At 65.5% G+C, this 16,601-nt stretch carries 17 protein-coding genes and 2 tRNA genes; 6 read left to right on the top strand and 13 right to left on the bottom strand.

The features are described from left to right. Positions 1-37: 37 nt before the first annotated feature. The 4 genes from efp to thiE form a co-directional block, all read right to left on the bottom strand. The gene (efp, locus tag L286_RS43905) at positions 38-601 is read right to left on the bottom strand and encodes an elongation factor P (protein ID WP_007684847.1); all 564 of its coding nucleotides are present in this window, start codon (positions 599-601) and stop codon (positions 38-40) included. A 101-nt stretch (positions 602-702) separates the two neighbouring features. Beyond that, positions 703-1,272, bottom strand: a complete 570-nt coding sequence (locus tag L286_RS43900) for a M23 family metallopeptidase (protein WP_020818900.1) — start codon at positions 1,270-1,272, stop codon at positions 703-705. Beyond that, on the bottom strand, positions 1,269-2,357 hold the full coding sequence (locus L286_RS43895; RefSeq protein WP_020818901.1) for a L,D-transpeptidase family protein: 1,089 nt from the start codon (positions 2,355-2,357) through the stop codon (positions 1,269-1,271). Before L286_RS43895 ends, L286_RS43900 begins: the two co-directional genes overlap by 4 nt. Positions 2,358-2,782: 425 nt before the next feature. Beyond that, positions 2,783-3,475, bottom strand: a complete 693-nt coding sequence (gene thiE / locus L286_RS43890; protein WP_020818902.1) for a thiamine phosphate synthase — start codon at positions 3,473-3,475, stop codon at positions 2,783-2,785. 144 nt (positions 3,476-3,619) lie between these two features. Here thiE and L286_RS43885 point away from each other — a divergent pair, with 144 nt between their 5' ends. Then, positions 3,620-4,279 carry a DUF72 domain-containing protein gene (locus L286_RS43885; protein WP_235181765.1) on the top strand — a complete coding sequence of 220 codons (660 nt, stop codon included), beginning with the start codon at positions 3,620-3,622 and terminating at the stop codon, positions 4,277-4,279. Between the two features lie 221 nt (positions 4,280-4,500). Here the strand turns inward: L286_RS43885 and L286_RS43880 are convergent, their stop codons facing one another. The 4 genes from L286_RS43880 to tkt all read right to left on the bottom strand — a co-directional run bounded on the left by L286_RS43880 (position 4,501) and on the right by tkt (position 9,800). Continuing rightward, positions 4,501-5,397 (bottom strand): fructose bisphosphate aldolase, encoded by an 897-nt coding sequence (locus tag L286_RS43880; RefSeq protein WP_020818904.1) that lies wholly within the window; start codon positions 5,395-5,397, stop codon positions 4,501-4,503. A gap of 124 nt (positions 5,398-5,521) precedes the next feature. After that, the gene (locus L286_RS43875; RefSeq protein ID WP_020818905.1) at positions 5,522-6,724 is read right to left on the bottom strand and encodes a phosphoglycerate kinase; all 1,203 of its coding nucleotides are present in this window, start codon (positions 6,722-6,724) and stop codon (positions 5,522-5,524) included. Positions 6,725-6,794: 70 nt separating this feature from the next. Then, a complete protein-coding gene (gene gap, locus L286_RS43870; RefSeq protein ID WP_021223957.1) occupies positions 6,795-7,805 on the bottom strand; it encodes a type I glyceraldehyde-3-phosphate dehydrogenase in 1,011 nt (336 codons plus the stop codon). Positions 7,806-7,832: 27 nt separating this feature from the next. Next, the gene (gene tkt / locus L286_RS43865) at positions 7,833-9,800 is read right to left on the bottom strand and encodes a transketolase (protein ID WP_020818907.1); all 1,968 of its coding nucleotides are present in this window, start codon (positions 9,798-9,800) and stop codon (positions 7,833-7,835) included. Between the two features lie 188 nt (positions 9,801-9,988). Between tkt and L286_RS43860 the strand changes: the two genes are divergently transcribed. The 4 genes from L286_RS43860 (at position 9,989) to L286_RS43845 (ending at position 11,559) form a co-directional block, all read left to right on the top strand. Then, positions 9,989-10,201, top strand: a complete 213-nt coding sequence (locus tag L286_RS43860; protein WP_013039709.1) for a hypothetical protein — start codon at positions 9,989-9,991, stop codon at positions 10,199-10,201. Then, positions 10,194-10,529 (top strand): cell division protein ZapA, encoded by a 336-nt coding sequence (locus L286_RS43855; protein ID WP_007683530.1) that lies wholly within the window; start codon positions 10,194-10,196, stop codon positions 10,527-10,529. Before L286_RS43860 ends, L286_RS43855 begins: the two co-directional genes overlap by 8 nt. A 212-nt stretch (positions 10,530-10,741) precedes the next feature. Continuing rightward, positions 10,742-11,320, top strand: coding sequence for a 5-formyltetrahydrofolate cyclo-ligase (locus tag L286_RS43850; protein WP_020818909.1), 579 nt, complete (start codon positions 10,742-10,744; stop codon positions 11,318-11,320). Further along, positions 11,317-11,559 carry a DUF2842 domain-containing protein gene (locus tag L286_RS43845; protein WP_020818910.1) on the top strand — a complete coding sequence of 81 codons (243 nt, stop codon included), beginning with the start codon at positions 11,317-11,319 and terminating at the stop codon, positions 11,557-11,559. Before L286_RS43850 ends, L286_RS43845 begins: the two co-directional genes overlap by 4 nt. Positions 11,560-12,205: 646 nt before the next feature. On the opposite strand, the gene L286_RS43840 is transcribed toward L286_RS43845, so the two are convergent. The 3 genes from L286_RS43840 to L286_RS43830 form a co-directional block, all read right to left on the bottom strand. Further along, positions 12,206-12,282 (bottom strand) — tRNA-Asp (locus tag L286_RS43840). 83 nt (positions 12,283-12,365) lie between these two features. Beyond that, positions 12,366-12,442, bottom strand: a tRNA-Asp gene (locus L286_RS43835). A gap of 41 nt (positions 12,443-12,483) precedes the next feature. Next, positions 12,484-13,638, bottom strand: coding sequence for an AI-2E family transporter (locus L286_RS43830; RefSeq protein ID WP_007683523.1), 1,155 nt, complete (start codon positions 13,636-13,638; stop codon positions 12,484-12,486). 172 nt (positions 13,639-13,810) lie between these two features. Between L286_RS43830 and L286_RS43825 the strand changes: the two genes are divergently transcribed. After that, positions 13,811-14,278, top strand: coding sequence for a hypothetical protein (locus L286_RS43825; protein WP_007683521.1), 468 nt, complete (start codon positions 13,811-13,813; stop codon positions 14,276-14,278). Positions 14,279-14,333: 55 nt separating this feature from the next. On the opposite strand, the gene L286_RS43820 is transcribed toward L286_RS43825, so the two are convergent. Beyond that, complete coding sequence (locus L286_RS43820) at positions 14,334-15,581, bottom strand: dihydrolipoamide acetyltransferase family protein (RefSeq protein ID WP_020818911.1); 1,248 nt, start codon at positions 15,579-15,581, stop codon at positions 14,334-14,336. 9 nt (positions 15,582-15,590) lie between these two features. Continuing rightward, the gene (locus L286_RS43815; protein WP_025160758.1) at positions 15,591-16,595 is read right to left on the bottom strand and encodes an alpha-ketoacid dehydrogenase subunit beta; all 1,005 of its coding nucleotides are present in this window, start codon (positions 16,593-16,595) and stop codon (positions 15,591-15,593) included. Between the last annotated feature and the right edge of the window lie 6 nt (positions 16,596-16,601).

The raw sequence follows: 16,601 nt of genomic DNA, 5'->3' as shown, positions 1-16,601 counted from the left end.
CCCCAACCCCTCCCGCCTGCGGGAGGGGGAATCAATATCAGTCGGCGCGCTTCACATATTCGCGCTCATAGACGTCGACGACGATGCGCGTGCCGGTGACGATGTGCGGCGGCACCATGACGCGCACGCCATTGTCGAGGATGGCGGGCTTGTAGCTGGCCGAAGCGGTCTGGCCCTTCACCACGGCGTCGGCCTCGACCACGGTCGCCTCGACCGTTTCGGGAAGCTGGACGCTGATCGGGCGTTCCTCATACATTTCCAGCATGACCATCATGCCGTCCTGCAGGAAAGCGGCGGCATCGCCGACCAGATCGGCGGCCAGGTTGATCTGCTCATAGGTTTCCGTGTCCATGAAGACGAGCATGTCGCCCTCCGCATAGAGATATTGGAAATCCTTGGTGTCGAGCCGGATGCGCTCGACCGTCTCGGCGGACCGGAAACGCACGTTGTTCTTGCGCCCGTCGATCAGGTTCTTGAGTTCCACCTGCATATAGGCGCCGCCCTTGCCGGGCTGGGTATGCTGGATCTTCACGGCGCGCCACAGGCTGCCGTCATATTCGATGTTGTTGCCGGGACGAATCTCGACGCCGCTGATCTTCATGGGAAGAGCCTGCCTATATGTCTGAAGGTGAAAAGAGCCGGCCTCTGGAGGCTGGCCGCGCCCTTACATGGCCGAAGGCGAAAGGGCAAGGGGGCAGCCGCCTATCGCGGCCTTGCCAGCAAGGGATAGGGATTGACCGGCCGCCCCCCATGCCATGCTTCGCCCGGCGCCATCTCATGCACCGCGAAGTGCAGGTGCGGCGCGCCCGGATCGGCATTGCCGCTGCTGCCGACGCTGGCGATCCGCTGTCCGCGCCGCACCGCCTGCCCTTCCGCAAGACCCGGCGCATAGCCGTCCAGATGCGCATAATAATAGATGCGCCGCCCGTCGGAGGAGCGCTGATAGACGGTCCGCCCGCCCTCCCCGCTCCAGAACAGCTTTTCGATCCGCCCGTCCGCCGCCGCCAGCACCGCCCTGCCCCGCGCCGCCATGATGTCGATGGCGTCGTGCGGCCTCGCCCCGCTCGCCCGCGCCTGGGCGAAAGTGTCGCTGAGCGCGGTGGGCGGCACCCCCTCCACCGGGATCAGCAAAGGCCCCGCATCCGCAGCGGCGGGCCGCGAGGGAAGCATCGAAACCGGCGCGTCGGCGGGGACGATCCGCACGCAGAATTTCAGAAAGCCGGCGCAGAACAGGACGGCCAGACCGATTCCGGCCCAACCGCGCGCCCTCATGGCTGGAACACGGCCTTCACGCCGGACTGCACCATCTGCGCCAGCCGCGCCGCGTCCCAGTTGGTCAGGCGGATGCAGCCATGGCTTTCCGTCCGGCCGATGGTCTGCGGCTCCGGCGTGCCGTGAATGCCGTAATGCGGCTTGGACAGGTCGATCCACACCACGCCGACCGGGCCGTTGGGGCCGGGCTTCAACACCGCCTTCTCGTCCGTGGAGGACGCATCCCAGAACAGGTCGGGATTATAATGAAAGTCAGGATTGCGGCTCAACCCCTTGATTTCCCAGGTTCCTATCGGCAGGGGATCATGCTGCGACCCCATGGTGGCGGGAAATTGCGCGATCAGCCGGTTCTGCGCATCATAGGCCCTCAGCACTCCGCCGGACTTGTCGACGACGATATGGTCGGCCTGCGGCTGGTCCTTGGCGACCCCCAGCGACGCCAGGGTTTCGCCCCAGCCCCGCTCGTCCCCCTCGATCCGCGCCACCGGCTGGTTGGCGATGGCGGGCACGCGGATGGTGGCGCCCGCGCCGACCTTCGTATCCGGCGCATTGAGCGCTGCCAGCACCTCCGGCCGGGTGTGGAACCGCTCGGCCAGCTTCTCCAGCAGGTTTCGATAGCCGAGCGCAGGCAGCTTCGCCTGATCGTTCAGATCCTTGGGAACCGCGAAGAACGGCCCCTTGGCGAACCCCGCCGGGATCGTCACCAGCCATGTCGCGGGCTGCGGCCGGTCGCCCAGCAGCGCCCTGGCGGTCGCTTCATCATATCGCCCGGTAGTCGGCAGGCCCTTCGCCTCCTGAAAACCCTTGAGCGCGGTGGTGAAGGACATGCCTTCCTTCCCGTCCAGCACGCCGGGCGAAAAGCCCGCCCGGTCCAGCGCCACCTGCGCCTGCAACACCGCCTCCACCCGCGCAGGCGATCCCGCCGGTTCCGGCACGATGACGAAGCCATAGGGATCGGCGGGCTTAGAAGCGGCGCCCTTCCCCTCAGGGGAAGCGGCATTGGACGGAGCGCTCTCGTCTGCGTCCGTCACGGTCATGTTGCAGGCCGAACATAGCGATGCGAGGATCAAGGCATAGGTTTTCAAGGCGATACTCTCCCGATTATGGAAGAGAAAACGCGCAAAGTGCAGGAAAGCTGCCTGCCCCCCTTTCCGCCACCGTGCTCCTGCCTCTCCCATCGCTCCTGCTTCTCCCACCGTGCTCCTGCGAAGGCAGGAGCCCAGTTCAGACGGTGCGATGATTCACTACTAAGGCAGGACTAGGCAGCGTGGACAAATTCGAAAATGTCGTGAAATGGCCAGTTGCGGTCATTAGTTTCCGTCACCCCGGACTTGATCCGGGGTCCCGCTGCCTTGGGCTGGGCGCGGACCCAGAAGGAAAGCGGGACCCCGGATCAAGTCCGGGGTGACGAATAGGGGAAGGTCCGCTCTCCACCCAAATCACTCAGTCCGACAAGTCTTGAATTTGTCCACGCTGCCCAGGCTCCTGCCTTCGCAGGAGCACGGCGCGTTCATTTCCGCGCCAACACCACCTCGAAAGCCGCCACGCCCGCCCGCGGCCCTTCCGGATGGCTCCACACCGCCCCGCTCACCGCCAGGAAATCCGCCCCCGCCTTCACCAGCGGCGCGGCGTTCTCCGCCGTGATGCCGCCAATAGCGACGCAGGGCAGTTCGAACAGCGCCGTCCACCAGCCCAGGATCGACGGATCGGGCCGATAATGGGTTTCCTTGGTCGTCGTCGGATAAAAGGCCCCGAAGGCGACATAGTCCGCGCCCGCCTCGCCCGCCTCCATCGCCAGATGACGGCTGTCATGGCAGGTGACGCCGATCTGCACCGACGGCCCCAGCAACCTGCGCGCTTCCTTCGGGTCGCCATCCCCCTGCCCCAGATGCACCCCATCCGCGCCCAGTCTTTTCGCCAGCGCCATGCTGTCGTTGACGATGAAGGCGACGTCCCGTTCGGCGCAGAGCTTCTGGAGCGGTTCGGCGGCGCGGGCGACAGCGTCTTCGTCCAGCCCCTTCAACCGCAACTGGAACGCCGCGACGCCGCCTCCGTCGAAGGCGGCGGCCAGACTGTCGACGAAATCCGCGCCAATCTCAGGCGGCGAGATCAGGTAAAGCTGGCAGGCCGGACGAAAGCCCTGCTCGAAACGGTCGGCGAAATTCGGATCGAGGGCGAGCTCTTCGTCGGTGAAATCGGTCATGCCCCTCGCCTTAGCCGCTTTTGGACGGATTGGAAAAGAGGGGGGGAGCCTATTCCACCCCGCCCACGTTTCCTCCCCATGATCAGGATCGGCTGCTCAGGATGGAATTACCGGGATTGGCGCGGGCGCTTCTACCCGGAGAAGATGGCGGCGAAAAACTGGTTCGCCTTCTACGCCGAACAGTTCGACACGGTGGAGATCAACAACAGCTTCTACCGCCTGCCCAGCCCGGAAACGGTCGACAAATGGCGCGAACAGGCGCCCAGCGGCTTCTGCTATGCGGCCAAGGCGAACCGCTATCTGACGCAGATGAAGAAGCTCAGGGATTGCGAGGAGCCGCTGGAAAGGATGATGGCGTCCTTCGCCCATTTCGGCGACAGCCTTGGGCCTGTCCTCTATCAACTGCCGCCGCATTTCACGCTGGACCTGCCCCGGCTGGAGGATTTCCTGCGCATCGCGCCGCGCCATCCGGTTCCGGTCTTCGAATTCCGGCACCCAAGCTGGTATGTGGATGAGGTCTATGCCTTGCTGGAACGCCACGGCGCCGCCTTTTGCGTCCACGACATGCCCGGCTCGGCCAGTCCCCGGCTGGCCGTCGGCACGACCGCCTATGTCCGCTTCCACGGCACGACCGGCAAATATCGCGGCAGCTATTCCCGCGAAAGGCTGGAGGACTGGGCCGAATGGATGAAGGCGCGGAGCCGCGAAGGCCAGACCGTCTGGGCCTATTTCAACAATGATTATGACGCGCAGGCCATCACCGACGCGCGCATCCTGAGGGAAGCCATCGGAAGCGGGAACTGACCATCCCTCATCGGTCAATAGCCGCCACTAAATTCCTCCCTATGCGAAGCATGGGGAGGGGGACCGCCGCCGAAGGCGGTGGTGGAGGGGAAATACGCAGGTCGTGCCCCATTCCCCTCCACCATGCTTCGCATGGCCCCCCTCCCCATCTACCGATGGGGAGGATTAAGAAGGTCCGGTCTCCATCCAGACCAGAAGGCGCTTAAGCGGCAATATCCCGATCAAGCCGCCTTCCTGGTCGAAGCCCCATGAATCTCATCGATGGCTTCGCCCAGCGAGGCGTTGAACTCATCGTCGCTCATCTGATGCCGCAGGTCGTTCAGCAGGGCGCGGCTGAAGCTGGCGATGATGCCGCGATTCTTGGCCAGTTCGACGCAGGCTTCGGAGCGGGAGAAGCCGCCCGACAGCGCCACCACGCGCAACACGCGGGGATGGTCGACCAGCGGGTCGAACAGGCCAGCCTTCACCGGCAGCGACAGCTTCAACATCACCTTGTCGTCGCCCGTCATCGCGTCCAGATTCTTGAGGATTTCCTCCAGCAATATCTGGTCGGCCTCGGCGCGTTCCGGGCTCTTGATGTTGACTTCCGGCTCGATGATCGGAACCAGGCCAGCCGCCAGCACCTGCTGCCCGACCTCGAACTGCTGCCTGACGACGGCGGCAATGCCCTCGCGATTGGCGAGGTTGATGACCGAACGCTCCTTCGTGCCGAACACGCCCAGCGCCTTGGCGCGGTGCAGCAGCGTGTCGAGGCCCGGATTGGGCTTCATCAGTTGCACGCCGTTCGCTTCGTCTTCCAGGCCCTTGTCGATCTTGATGAAGGGCACGACGCCGCGCTCGATCAGCGCCTGCGGAACGGACTTGCCGCCCGCTTCGCCGTCCATGGTCCGCTCGAACAGGATCGCGCCCAGCACCTTCTCGCCCGAAAAGACCGGCGAGGTGATGATGCGGCTGCGCATCGCGTGGATCAGGCCGAACATTTCCTCTTCATTGGTCCAGGCGTCTTCCTCGATGCCATAGCCCTTCAGCGCCTTGGGCGTCGAACCGCCGCTCTGGTCGAGCGCCGCGATGAAGCCGTTGCCGCCCTCGATCTTCGCCTTCATGTCCTCGAACTGCATCTGCACATACCTCTTGGTTGGAAGCGCCGCCCACCCGGCAGCGCGTCTATGGGAGGAACGCCGCGCGCGGCGTCCACGGTCGAGCGAGGCGCGCCACTCTCCAAGGCGCGCTCCGCAATCTGGTTCAGGCGATCAGCGCTTTCACGCCGGGCAGTTCCTTGCCTTCCATCCATTCCAGGAAAGCGCCGCCCGCCGTGGAAACGAAACTGAAATCGCCCGCCACGCCCGCATGGTTGAGCGCCGCCACGGTGTCGCCCCCGCCCGCGACGGAGGTCAGCCCGCCTTCCTTGGTGAGCGCCGCCGCCGTCTTCGCCAGCGCCACGGTCGCCTTGTCGAAGGGCGCGATCTCGAACGCGCCGAGCGGGCCGTTCCACACCAAAGTCCGGCAGTTCTTGATCGCATCACCCAACGCCTCGACGGCAGCCGGGCCGACGTCCAGGATCATCTCGTCCTCGGCCACCTCATGCACGTTGCAGGTGCGCAAGGAGGGCGGGTTGGCGGCAAACTCCTTCGCCACGACGACGTCATAGGGTAGATGGATGGTGCAGCCCGCCGCTTCGGCCTTGTCGAAGATCGCCTCGGCCGTCGCCGCCAGATCCTTCTCGCACAGCGACTTGCCGACATCGACGCCGCGGGCATAGAGGAAGGTATTGGCCATGCCGCCGCCGATGATCAGATGGTCGACCTTCGCGACCAGATTGTTCAGCACGTCGAGCTTGGTCGACACTTTCGCTCCGCCCACGACCGCCGCGACCGGCTTCACCGGCTCGCCCAGCGCGGCCTGGAGCGCGTCCAGTTCCTTCTCCATCGAACGCCCGGCAAAGGCGGGCAGCTTGTGCGCCAGACCCTCGGTCGAAACATGGGCGCGGTGCGCGGCGGAGAAAGCATCGTTCACATAGAGGTCGCCAATCGCCGCCATCGCTTCCGCCAGCGTAGGATCGTTCTTTTCCTCGCCCGCATGGAAACGGGTATTCTCCAGGATCGCGATGTCGCCGTTGCGCATCACCTTGATGCCGTCCGTCGCCGCCTCGCCCTGGCAATCGGGGATGAACTGCACGTCGCGGCCCAGCACCGCCGTCAGCGGGCGGGTGATCTTCGACAGCGAATATTCCGGGTTCTTCTGCCCCTTGGGACGGCCGAAATGAGCGAGGATCAGCACCTTCGCGCCGCGATCCGCCAGTTCGAGCACGGTCGGCATGGCGGCGCGCAGGCGGGTGTCGTCCGTCACGGAGCCATCCTGCATCGGCACGTTCAGATCCTCGCGCACCAGCACCACCTTGCCCGTGATGTCCCCCATGTCGTCGAGTGTCTTGAACGGCTTTGCCATGATCGCTCCCTGTAATGCGTGGAATTGGATGAAAAACCCCGCCGGATCGGTCCGGCGGGGTTCATGTCGTTTAGAGGAACTTCGCCACGACGCCGCTGGTGTCGATCATGCGGTTCGAAAAGCCCCATTCATTGTCGTACCAGCTCAGCACGCGGACCAGCGTGCCGTCGATCACGGCCGTTTCCAGGCTGTCGACGGTCGAGCTGCGCGCATCGCCATTATAGTCGATGGACACCAGCGGCTCGTCCGAATAGCCCAATATGCCCTTGAGCGGCCCGGCTTCCGAAGCGGCCTTGAGCAGTTCGTTGACTTCCTGGACGCTGGTCGAACGCTTGGCGATGAACTTCAGGTCGACGACCGAGACGTTCGGGGTCGGCACGCGCACCGACGAACCGTCCAGCTTGCCCTTCAGTTCCGGCATCACCTCGCCCACGGCGCGCGCGGCGCCGGTGGTGGTCGGGATCATCGACACGGCGGCGGCGCGGGCGCGGCGCATATCCTTGTGGAGCTGGTCCAGCGTGTTCTGGTCGTTGGTGTAGCTGTGGATCGTGGTCATGAAGCCCTTTTCGATGCCCAGGGCGTCGTGCAGGACTTTCGCGAGCGGAGCGAGGCAGTTGGTGGTGCAGCTCGCGTTGGAGATCACCACGTCGTCGGCGCTCAGCGTCTCATGGTTAACGCCGAACACCACGGTCTTGTCGACGCCGGTCGCGGGGGCGGAGATGATGATGCGCTTGGCCCCGGCGGTCAGGTGCGCGCTGGCCTTCGCCTTATCGGCGAAGATGCCGGTGCATTCCAGCGCGATTTCCACGCCCTGGGCGGCATGCGGCAGCTTGGAGGGGTCGCGCTCCGCCGTGACGGCGATGCGCTTGCCGTTGATGATCAGCGCGTCGCCGTCGACGCTGACTTCACCGCCCCAATTGCCGTGGACGCTGTCGCGCTTGAACAGCAGGGCATTGGACTTGGCGTCGCCCAGGTCGTTGATGCTCACCAGTTCCAGATCATGGTCGGTCCGCGACAGGATCGCGCGCGCCACCAGACGGCCGATACGGCCGAAACCGTTGATTGCTACCTTCGTTGCCACTGCACTTGTCTCCCGGTTGGTTGAATTTCAGTCGAGCGCGGCCACGATGCGCGGCGCGATCTTGGCGGCCGTCAGGCCGAAATGATCGTAAAGCACTTCCGCCGGAGCCGAGGCGCCGAACGTGTCGATGCCGAAGCGCAGCCCGGCGATGCCGACATAACGCTCCCACCCGAAAGTCGTGCCCGCTTCAATCGAGCAGCGCAGCACATGATGCGGCAGCAGATCGTCCTTATAGGCCTGCGGCTGCGCATCGAAATGCGCCCAGCTAGGCATGGAGACGACGTCCGCGCCGATGCCCTGCTCCTCCAGCAGCGCGGCGGTGGCGACGGCGATCTCGACCTCGGAGCCGGTGGCGACCAGCACCACCTTGCGCTCGGCGGTCGCAGCCTTCAGGCGATAGGCGCCCCTGGCCGACAGATTCTCGCCCGCCTTCTCGGTGCGCAACTGCGGCAGGTTCTGCCGGGTCAGCGCCAGCACCGACGGGCCGTCCGCATCCTTCAGCGCCAGTTCCCAGCATTCCGCCGTCTCGACGATGTCCGCCGGACGATAGACGTCCAGGTTCGGGATCATGCGCAGCGACATGACATGCTCGATCGGCTGATGGGTCGGGCCGTCCTCGCCCAGGCCGATGGAGTCATGGGTCAGCACATGGATGGCGCGGATCTGCTGGAGCGCGGCCAGGCGGATGCCGCCGCGCATATAGTCCGAAAACACCAGGAAGGTGCCGCCATAGGGAATGACGCCGCCATGCAGCGCCATGCCGTTCATCGCGCAGGCCATGCCGAATTCGCGAATGCCGTAATAGACATAACGGCCCGAATAATCGTCCTTCGTCAGCGGCCCGGTCGACTTGGTCTTGGTGTTGTTGGAGCCGGTCAGGTCCGCCGAACCGCCCAGCGTCTCGGTCAGCAGGTCGTTGATCGCGCCCAGCGCCAGTTCGCTCGCCCTGCGGGTGGCGACCTTCTGCGGATTGGCGATCAGCGTGTCGATATAGGCGTCGAGCGAGAAACCGGCGGGCAGTTCGCCGGCCATGCGCCGCTCGAACTCCGCCTTCTGCGCGTTGGCGCCGAGACGATCCGCCCAGGCCGCGCGGGCGTCGCCGCCCTTGGCGCCGATGGCCTTCCAGGCGGCGGCGATGTCTTCGGGAATGACGAAAGGCTCGGCCGACCAGCCCAGGAATTCGCGAGCCGCTGCGACTTCCGCCTCGCCCAGCGCGGACCCGTGAACGCCCGAAGTCCCCGCCTTGTTCGGCGCGCCATAGCCGATCTTGGTGGCGCAGGCGACCAGCGACGGGCGCGGATCGGCCAGCGCCTCGTCGATGGCGCGGCGCACATCGGCCACGTCATGCCCGTCGCACGACACCACATGCCATCCGGTCGCGGCATAGCGCGCCCGCACATCCTCGCTGCTCGACAGGTCGACCGCGCCGTCGATGGTGATCTTGTTGTCGTCCCACAGCACGATCAGGCGGCCGAGGTTCAGATGCCCCGCCAGGCCGATGGCCTCATGGTTGACGCCTTCCATCAGGCAGCCGTCGCCCGCCAGCACCCAGGTGCGGTGATCGACCAGATCGTCGCCGAACTGCGCATTCAGATGCCGCTCGGCAATCGCCATGCCGACGGCGGTCGCCAGGCCCGAACCCAGCGGCCCGGTGGTCGCCTCCACGCCCGCCAGTTCGAAATTTTCCGGATGCCCGGCGCAGGGGCTGCCCAGTTGCCGGAAATTCGCGATGTCCTCCATGGTCGGGCGCGCATAGCCGGTCAGGTGCAGCAGCGAGTAGATCAGCATCGACCCATGGCCCGCCGACAGCACGAAACGGTCGCGGTCGGCCCATTTCGGCGCCTTCGGATCGAATTTCAGATAGTCCTTGAACAGCACCGTGGCGACGTCCGCCATGCCCATCGGCATGCCCGGATGGCCGCTGTTGGCGGCCTGCACCGCGTCCATGGAAAGCGCCCGTATGGCGTTGGCGAGGGACTTTTCGGAAACGGTCATCGAAGCGGCGTCTTTCCTGGCTTGTCTATGGCCCCCTGTTAAGGCCAGCGAATCGAAATTGCGCCCCCTTTGTCGCCTCAGGGACAAGGCGTCAACCACGGGCGGCCCCCAGGCTGCGCCAAGCCGCCGAATGACGGCTTTTGCGCGGCGAAAACTTTGTCTATGCGTGGAACATGGCAAGTGACCGAATGATGCAGGCCATCCGCACGCTGGAGCGCGCGATCGACCGGCTGGAACAGGATGTGGAAGGCCTTGCGGCCGCGCCTGTCCCCTCTTCCGGCCTCCCAGCCGGCGCCCTACCCGGCATCGACGCCGCCGCCGCCCGCGCGGCGCTGCGGTCGCTGGACAGTCTCATCACCGAATTGAAGGGGCAGGACGTGAAGGAACGGGCCGGTGGCTGAAACCACATTGCACATCGCCGGGCGCGTCTACGACCTGCGCTGCCGCGACGGGGAGGAGGCGCATCTGGCGCATCTCGCCAATCTGATCGAGCGCAAGGCGCGGCTGGCGCAGCAGAACACGCCGGGGTTGACCGAAGTGCGCACGCTGCTGTTCGCCGCGCTGTTCCTCGCCGACGAACTCAATGACCTCAAGCGCGAGGCGATAGGGCGGCAACAGACGCTGGCGCTGGAGTCGGGGGACGAACCGGCCGCCCGCGCGCTCGAATCCCTCGCCACGCGCATAGAAAAGCTGCGCGAGAGACTTGTCGCAGCTTCGCCCGAAGCCTAGATAGAGAGGCGACGGGCACTGCGCGGTATCGAGCTTTAGCGAACATCCCTGAGGCGATAATCACATCCAAGGGGACTGTCCCTGGGCGGGTTCCGGCCCGATCTACATGGTTCCCACCTGACGTTGAGGCGTCAGAGGATTTTCCAGCACACGGCCGAGGCGGTCCCGTCACCCCCCTCCCGCAATGTCCCTTCGCCAACATAAGGCCCCCGATGAGCGACGACACAGACAAGGCGACCCTGCGTGCCATCGCCCGGCAGAGGCGGCGCGCCTTCGTGGCCTCGCTCGATCCGCTGGCGCACCGGCTGGCGTTCAAGGTGATCCCCTCCCCCCTCGCCAGGCGGCTGGCGGACGCCGAGGTGGTGGCTCTTTACATGGGGCTGGACGACGAAGCCCCGGCCCAGCGGCTCGCCGCCCCCTTGCAGGCCATGGGCAAGACGCTGGCCCTGCCCCGCGTGATCGATCGGCTGGGCAGCATGGATTTTCTGAGCTGGCGGCCGGAGGACCGGCTTTTCCCCGGCCTGTTCGGCACCAGCCATCCTGAACCGACCGGCGATCCGGTGACGCCCGACGTCATCGTCGCCCCGCTGATCGGCTTCGACCGGGCGATGAACCGGCTGGGCCAGGGCGGCGGCTATTACGACCGGGTCTTCGCCCGCTATCCCGACGCGCTGCGCTTGGGGCTGGCCTGGTCGGTGCAGGAACATGACGACCTGCCCGCCGATCCGTGGGACTTGCCGCTCAATCTGATCCTGACCGAAGTCGAGCTGATCGAAGGATATGAGGCATGAGCATCGATCCCCGTCCCACCTACAGGCCAAGCTGGCGCAAGCCCGTGGGCATGTTCATGATCCTGGGCCTGATCGCGCTGTGGGCGGTGCTGGTGGGAAGCCTGTCGGGACTGATCGGACGATTGCCGATGATCGTGCAGGTGCCGGTCTACGTCTTTCTCGGCCTGATCTGGATATGGATATTGCCGTTGAAGCGCCTCCTGTCCTGGATGGAGACCGGGCGCTGGCGGGGTTTTTAGGCATTTCGGGTGGGAAGCCGTCATTCCCCCTCCCGCAAGCGGGAGGGGGTTAGGGGGTGGGCTGGCGCGACATGCGCGTTGCTGTGCAACGGCTAAGTTAGAAGCTCCCCGGATCAGGTCCGGGGTGGCGCCCACCCCTAACCCCTCCCGTTTACGGGAGGGGGAATGTTTTTGGATTGGCCAGTTGCGGTCATTGCCCCACCGTCACCCCGGACTTGATCCGGGGTCCCGCTGCCTTGGGCCGGGCGCGGACTCAGAAAGAAAGCGGGACCCCGGGTCAAGCCCGGGGTGACGAATAGGGAAACCTCCGCTCTCCACCCAAAATCATTCAGCCTGGCAATCCTCGCCTCCATCACCCAAAGGCCCCGGCCGCCCCATCGGGAATCATCCGTGGCCAAACGGCCACAACATCCTCGAAAACCATCCTATTTCTCCAACAGCCCCGAAATTTGGCCTGTCCTACTGCCCGCCGACCCGCCTATCCTTTCCGCCTCTTTGAAATGTCCGACACGCAACGCCTACGCGCGCCCGGGCACGCGCGCGCATACACTGTGAACTTCGGCGAAAAATGACGCAAATCAGCCATTATCGAAGGACGCAGGGCAAGCGCCGCGTCCAACAGCATCGTCACTCGATCCGGGGAGAATGGCGCGAGTGACGGGGCTCGAACCCGCGACCTCCGGCGTGACAGGCCGGCGCTCTAACCAACTGAGCTACACCCGCGCAGGGCGGCATCTTGGCGTGGTCCATGCAGGCCACCAGACGATGCTGATCTGGAAAACCATCCACCTTCCTTTCAAGGAAAGTGGCGCGAGTGACGGGGCTCGAACCCGCGACCTCCGGCGTGACAGGCCGGCGCTCTAACCAACTGAGCTACACCCGCGTTCGGTGTGGGCGGGCATCTATGCGGCCCCGTTCCCCCTGTCAACCGCCTGCGACATCAGTTTCGCGGCTTTCGTCATTTTCTTTGCGCGGGTCGACCGTCAGAGTGCCGCGCTCGAACAGGAAACCCGCTATGTCGGGCGTTCCGGCGGCCGACACGACCGTCTGGATGATGATCAGCAACGGCACGCCCAGCAAGGCGCCCGGCGTCCCCCACACCCATCCCCAGAAGGTCAGCGACACCAGGATCAGCAGCGGATTCATGGTCAGCCGCCGCCCCAATATCGTCGGGGTGACGACATTGGCCTCCACCAGGTGGAAACCGACCTGCAAGGCGGCGGGGAGCAGCGCCCTCCACACGTCATCGAACACCATCAGGCCGCCCAGCGCCAGCAGGGCCGCCGCCAGCATCGGCCCGAAATAGGGCACGAAATTCAGCAGCGCGACGATGCCGCCCCACATCAGCGGGGACGGCATGCCGATCAGCCACAGGGCGAAGGCGACCGCCAGCCCCAGGCACAGGTTGATGGTCGCGATGGTGAGGACATAGGCGGATGTCGCGTCCACCACATTCTGGATCACCCGCGCCACCGCCATCGCGCCGTCGAAGCTGCCCCGGCTGTTGATCGTCCGCCGCCGCAGCCGCGTCCAGCCGGCCAGGAAGAAATAGATGATGAGCAGCGCGAACACCATCTGGATGATCGCCGCCGGGGCGGATGTGGCCGCGAACTGCAGCAGGGATCGCGGTGCATCCACCGCCGCCGTCTGCGCCGCCGCGACCGGCCCGGTCGCCAGCATCTGCACCGTCTCGTCCACGAAACGCTGAAGCTGCGAATAGAAATCGATCAGCGGCGCCAGGTTGTTCTGAATCTTGGGCAGGCGTTCGGGCAGCAGCCGGAACCAGTCCGCCGCCGGAACCACGATCAGCACCAGCGCCGTGTTCGCCACCAGCAGGAAGGCGATCACCGCCGTCAGCGCGGCCAGAGGCGAAGGCACGCTCCGCCGCTCCATCCACTCCAGGAAGGGCACCAGCGCAATGGCGATCACCAGCGCTGCGGTCAGCGGCAGGAAGAACTCGGCGCCCTCCCTCAAGGCGAAGGGCAGCGCCAGGATCAGCCCGACGCCGGTCGTCAGCGCGATCGACGCCAGCAAGCGGTCCCGCCGCCGGTTGATCTCCTGCTGTTCCTGGGGTGTCACGCCTGAAATATCCTCGCCCGCCGCCCTTTTTCTGCACGGGCGGCGCCCGCCCGTCAATTTCGGCCCGATAATTTACATCAGCGGATCAGGCGGATAGCAAGGGAAACAAGGCCTTAACCAAATCTTCGGCACCTGCTGCCACATTGGCCGGGCAACAGCTTGGGGGACTGGGATGAAATCGGGGGCTTGGCTGGTCGCCCTGGCCTGCATGGCGGCGCCGCAGCTTGCCTGGGCACGGCAGGAAATCCGGCTGGAACGGCAGATGTTCGTGGAGCGGGTCAGCACCGACATCAACGGCCGCGCCCGCCGCGTGCTGGAAAGCGCCGGCCGGGCGGAATCGGGCGACCAGCTCATCTTCGTCGTCAACTGGCGCAATGCGGGCAACCGCACGATCCGCAACCTGGCCGTCACCAACGCCGTCCCGCGTGGCGCTCAGCCAGACCTCACCGATCCCGCCATGCAGGTGTCGGTCGACGGCGGCGCCCGATGGGGCCGCCTCTCCGACCTATGGCTGCCGACGGCGCTGGGCGGCACCCGCCGCGCAGTCCCCGCCGACATCACCCATATCCGCTGGACCGTCCCCGACGAAATATCCCCCGGCGAAAGCGGTCGCCTCAGTTATCGCGCCACGGTACGTTGAGAGCGCAAACTAATCCTCCCTACGCGCAGCGTGGGGAGCAATGGGATACCGCCTCTCAATCCGCAAACAATAGAACCGGCGTCTCCAATAACTTCCGCACCGCCTGGACGAAGCTCGCCGCATCCCATCCATCCACCACCCGATGGTCGCAACTGATGGACAGGTTCATGAGCTTGGCGGGCACCACTTCCTTCCCCCGGAACACCGGCCGCTCGACGATGCGATTCGGGCCGATGATCGCGACTTCCGGCCGGTTGATGACCGGCGTCGTCGCTACCCCGCCCAGCGGCCCCAGCGACGTCAGCGTCAGCGTGGAGCCGGACAGCTCGTCCGACCTGGCCTTGCCCGCGCGAACGGCGTCGGCCAGCCGCTTGATCTCCGCCGCGAGCTGCCAGACATTGCGGTCCTGCGCGTCGCGGATCACCGGCACCATCAGCCCCGCGTCGGTCTGGGTCGCGATGCCCATATGCACGGCGCCATGGCGCGTCACCACCCCCGCCTCATCGTCATAGCGCGCGTTCAGCATGGGAAAATCCGGCAGCGCGCGGCAGATCGCCACGATCAGCAGCGGCAGCAGAGTCAGCTTGGGCCGTTCGCCGCGATGGGCGTTCAACTGCTCGCGGGTTTCCTCCAGCGCTGTGACGTCGATCTCCTCCACATAGGAGAAATGCGGGATGGCGCGTTTGGAGGCGGCCATATTCTCCGCGATGCGGCGGCGCAGGCCGATGACCTTGACCTCCTCGTCCGCCCGCATGGCCGATCGGCCTGCGGGCCGGTAGCCCTGACCCGCCCCATAAAGCAGGAAGGCATCCAGATCGGAATGGCGGATATGATCGCCGCTGGGCTTCACCTGGGCAAGATCGATCCCCAATTGCTTCGCCCGCGCCCGAACGGCGGGGGAAGCCAGCACTTCTCCCTTCTCTCTCAAAGACGGGTCGGGGGTAGCTTCCGGCGGGGCCGGCTGTTCTTCAAAGGCCGGGGCAAGCTCGCTTCGCTCGCCCCCCACCCCCGGCCCCTCCCCGGAAGGGAGGAGAGAAGTGGGAGCAGGCGTCTCCCCTTCCCCCTCCGTCTCGATCTCCACCAGCATCGATCCGATGGCGATCTGCTGCCCCGGCTCGCCCGCCAGCCGGACCACGGTGCCCGCGACCGGCGATTCCATCTCCACCGTCGCCTTGTCGGTCATCATGTCGGCGATCGGCTGGTCCTCCTCGACCCGGTCGCCGACCTTCACGTGCCAGCCGACGATCTCCGCTTCCGCGATGCCTTCGCCGATGTCCGGCAACCTGAACGTAAAAAGCGCCATGACAGCCCCTCAATCCTTCAAAATCTTGTTGATCGCCTCGCGGATGCGCACCGGGCCGGGGAAATAGGCCCATTCCAGGCTGTGCGGATAGGGCGTGTCGAAGCCGGTCACGCGCTCGATCGGCGCTTCGAGATGGTAGAAGCACCGCTCCTGCACCAGGGCGGAAAGTTCCGCGCCGAAACCGCTCGTCCGCGTCGCCTCATGCACGATCATGCAGCGCCCGGTCTTGCGCACCGACCGCTCTATGGCCTCGATGTCCAGCGGCACCAGCGTGCGCAGGTCCAGGATTTCCGCATCCACGCCCATTTCGGCCACGCTGTTCTCTACCACATGCACCATCGTGCCATAGCAGAGCACGGTCAGCGCCTCGCCCGTCCGCGCCACCCGCGCCTCGCCCAGCGGAACGCGGTAATGGCCGGTCGGCACCTGCGCCTGCGCATGCCCCGCCCAGCTTCGCGCCGGCGTGTCGTAATGGCCGTCGAACGGCCCGTTATAGATGCGCTTGGGTTCGAAGAAGATGACCGGATCATTATCCTCTATGGCCGCGATCAGCAGGCCCTTGGCGTCATAGGGGGTCGAGGGGATCACCGTCTTCACGCCCGACACATGGGTGAAGATGCCCTCAGGCGACTGGCTGTGCGTCTGTCCGCCGAAAATGCCGCCGCCAAAGGGCGAGCGCACCGTCATGGGCGAGATGAACTCCCCCGCGGAGCGATAGCGAAGCCGCGCCGCTTCCGACACGAGCTGGTCCAGCGCGGGATAGATATAGTCGGCGAACTGGATCTCCGGCACCGGCCTCAGGCCATAGGCGCCCATGCCCACCGCGACGCCGATGATGCCGCATTCGGTGATCGGCGTATCGAACACGCGATTCTTGCCATATTTCTGCTGCAAGCCCGCCGTTGCGCGGAAGACGCCGCCGAAATAGCCGACATCCTCGCCCATCACGACCACGTCGGGGTCGCGCTCCATCATCACGTCCAGAGCGCTGTTGATCGCCTGGATCATGTTCATCTGCAC

Source organism: Sphingobium sp. HDIP04, assembly GCF_000445085.1.
GTDB classification, from domain to species: Bacteria; Pseudomonadota; Alphaproteobacteria; order Sphingomonadales; family Sphingomonadaceae; genus Sphingobium; species Sphingobium indicum.
Note: the sequence above shows the minus strand (reverse complement) of the source record. Positions and strands in the feature narration are given on the sequence as shown.

Excerpts from the sequence above, each read along its gene's own strand:
- efp (WP_007684847.1), bottom strand. The coding sequence starts at position 601 with ATGAAGATCAGCGGCGTCGAGATTCGTCCCGGCAACAACATCGAATAT.
- L286_RS43900 (WP_020818900.1), bottom strand. The coding sequence starts at position 1,272 with ATGAGGGCGCGCGGTTGGGCCGGAATCGGTCTGGCCGTCCTGTTCTGC.
- thiE (WP_020818902.1), bottom strand. The coding sequence starts at position 3,475 with ATGACCGATTTCACCGACGAAGAGCTCGCCCTCGATCCGAATTTCGCC.
- L286_RS43885 (WP_235181765.1), top strand. The coding sequence starts at position 3,620 with ATGGCGGCGAAAAACTGGTTCGCCTTCTACGCCGAACAGTTCGACACG.
- L286_RS43880 (WP_020818904.1), bottom strand. The coding sequence starts at position 5,397 with ATGCAGTTCGAGGACATGAAGGCGAAGATCGAGGGCGGCAACGGCTTC.
- L286_RS43875 (WP_020818905.1), bottom strand. The coding sequence starts at position 6,724 with ATGGCAAAGCCGTTCAAGACACTCGACGACATGGGGGACATCACGGGC.
- tkt (WP_020818907.1), bottom strand. The coding sequence starts at position 9,800 with ATGACCGTTTCCGAAAAGTCCCTCGCCAACGCCATACGGGCGCTTTCC.
- L286_RS43860 (WP_013039709.1), top strand. The coding sequence starts at position 9,989 with ATGATGCAGGCCATCCGCACGCTGGAGCGCGCGATCGACCGGCTGGAA.
- L286_RS43850 (WP_020818909.1), top strand. The coding sequence starts at position 10,742 with ATGAGCGACGACACAGACAAGGCGACCCTGCGTGCCATCGCCCGGCAG.
- L286_RS43845 (WP_020818910.1), top strand. The coding sequence starts at position 11,317 with ATGAGCATCGATCCCCGTCCCACCTACAGGCCAAGCTGGCGCAAGCCC.
- L286_RS43825 (WP_007683521.1), top strand. The coding sequence starts at position 13,811 with ATGAAATCGGGGGCTTGGCTGGTCGCCCTGGCCTGCATGGCGGCGCCG.
- L286_RS43820 (WP_020818911.1), bottom strand. The coding sequence starts at position 15,581 with ATGGCGCTTTTTACGTTCAGGTTGCCGGACATCGGCGAAGGCATCGCG.
- L286_RS43815 (WP_025160758.1), bottom strand. The coding sequence starts at position 16,595 with ATGAACATGATCCAGGCGATCAACAGCGCTCTGGACGTGATGATGGAG.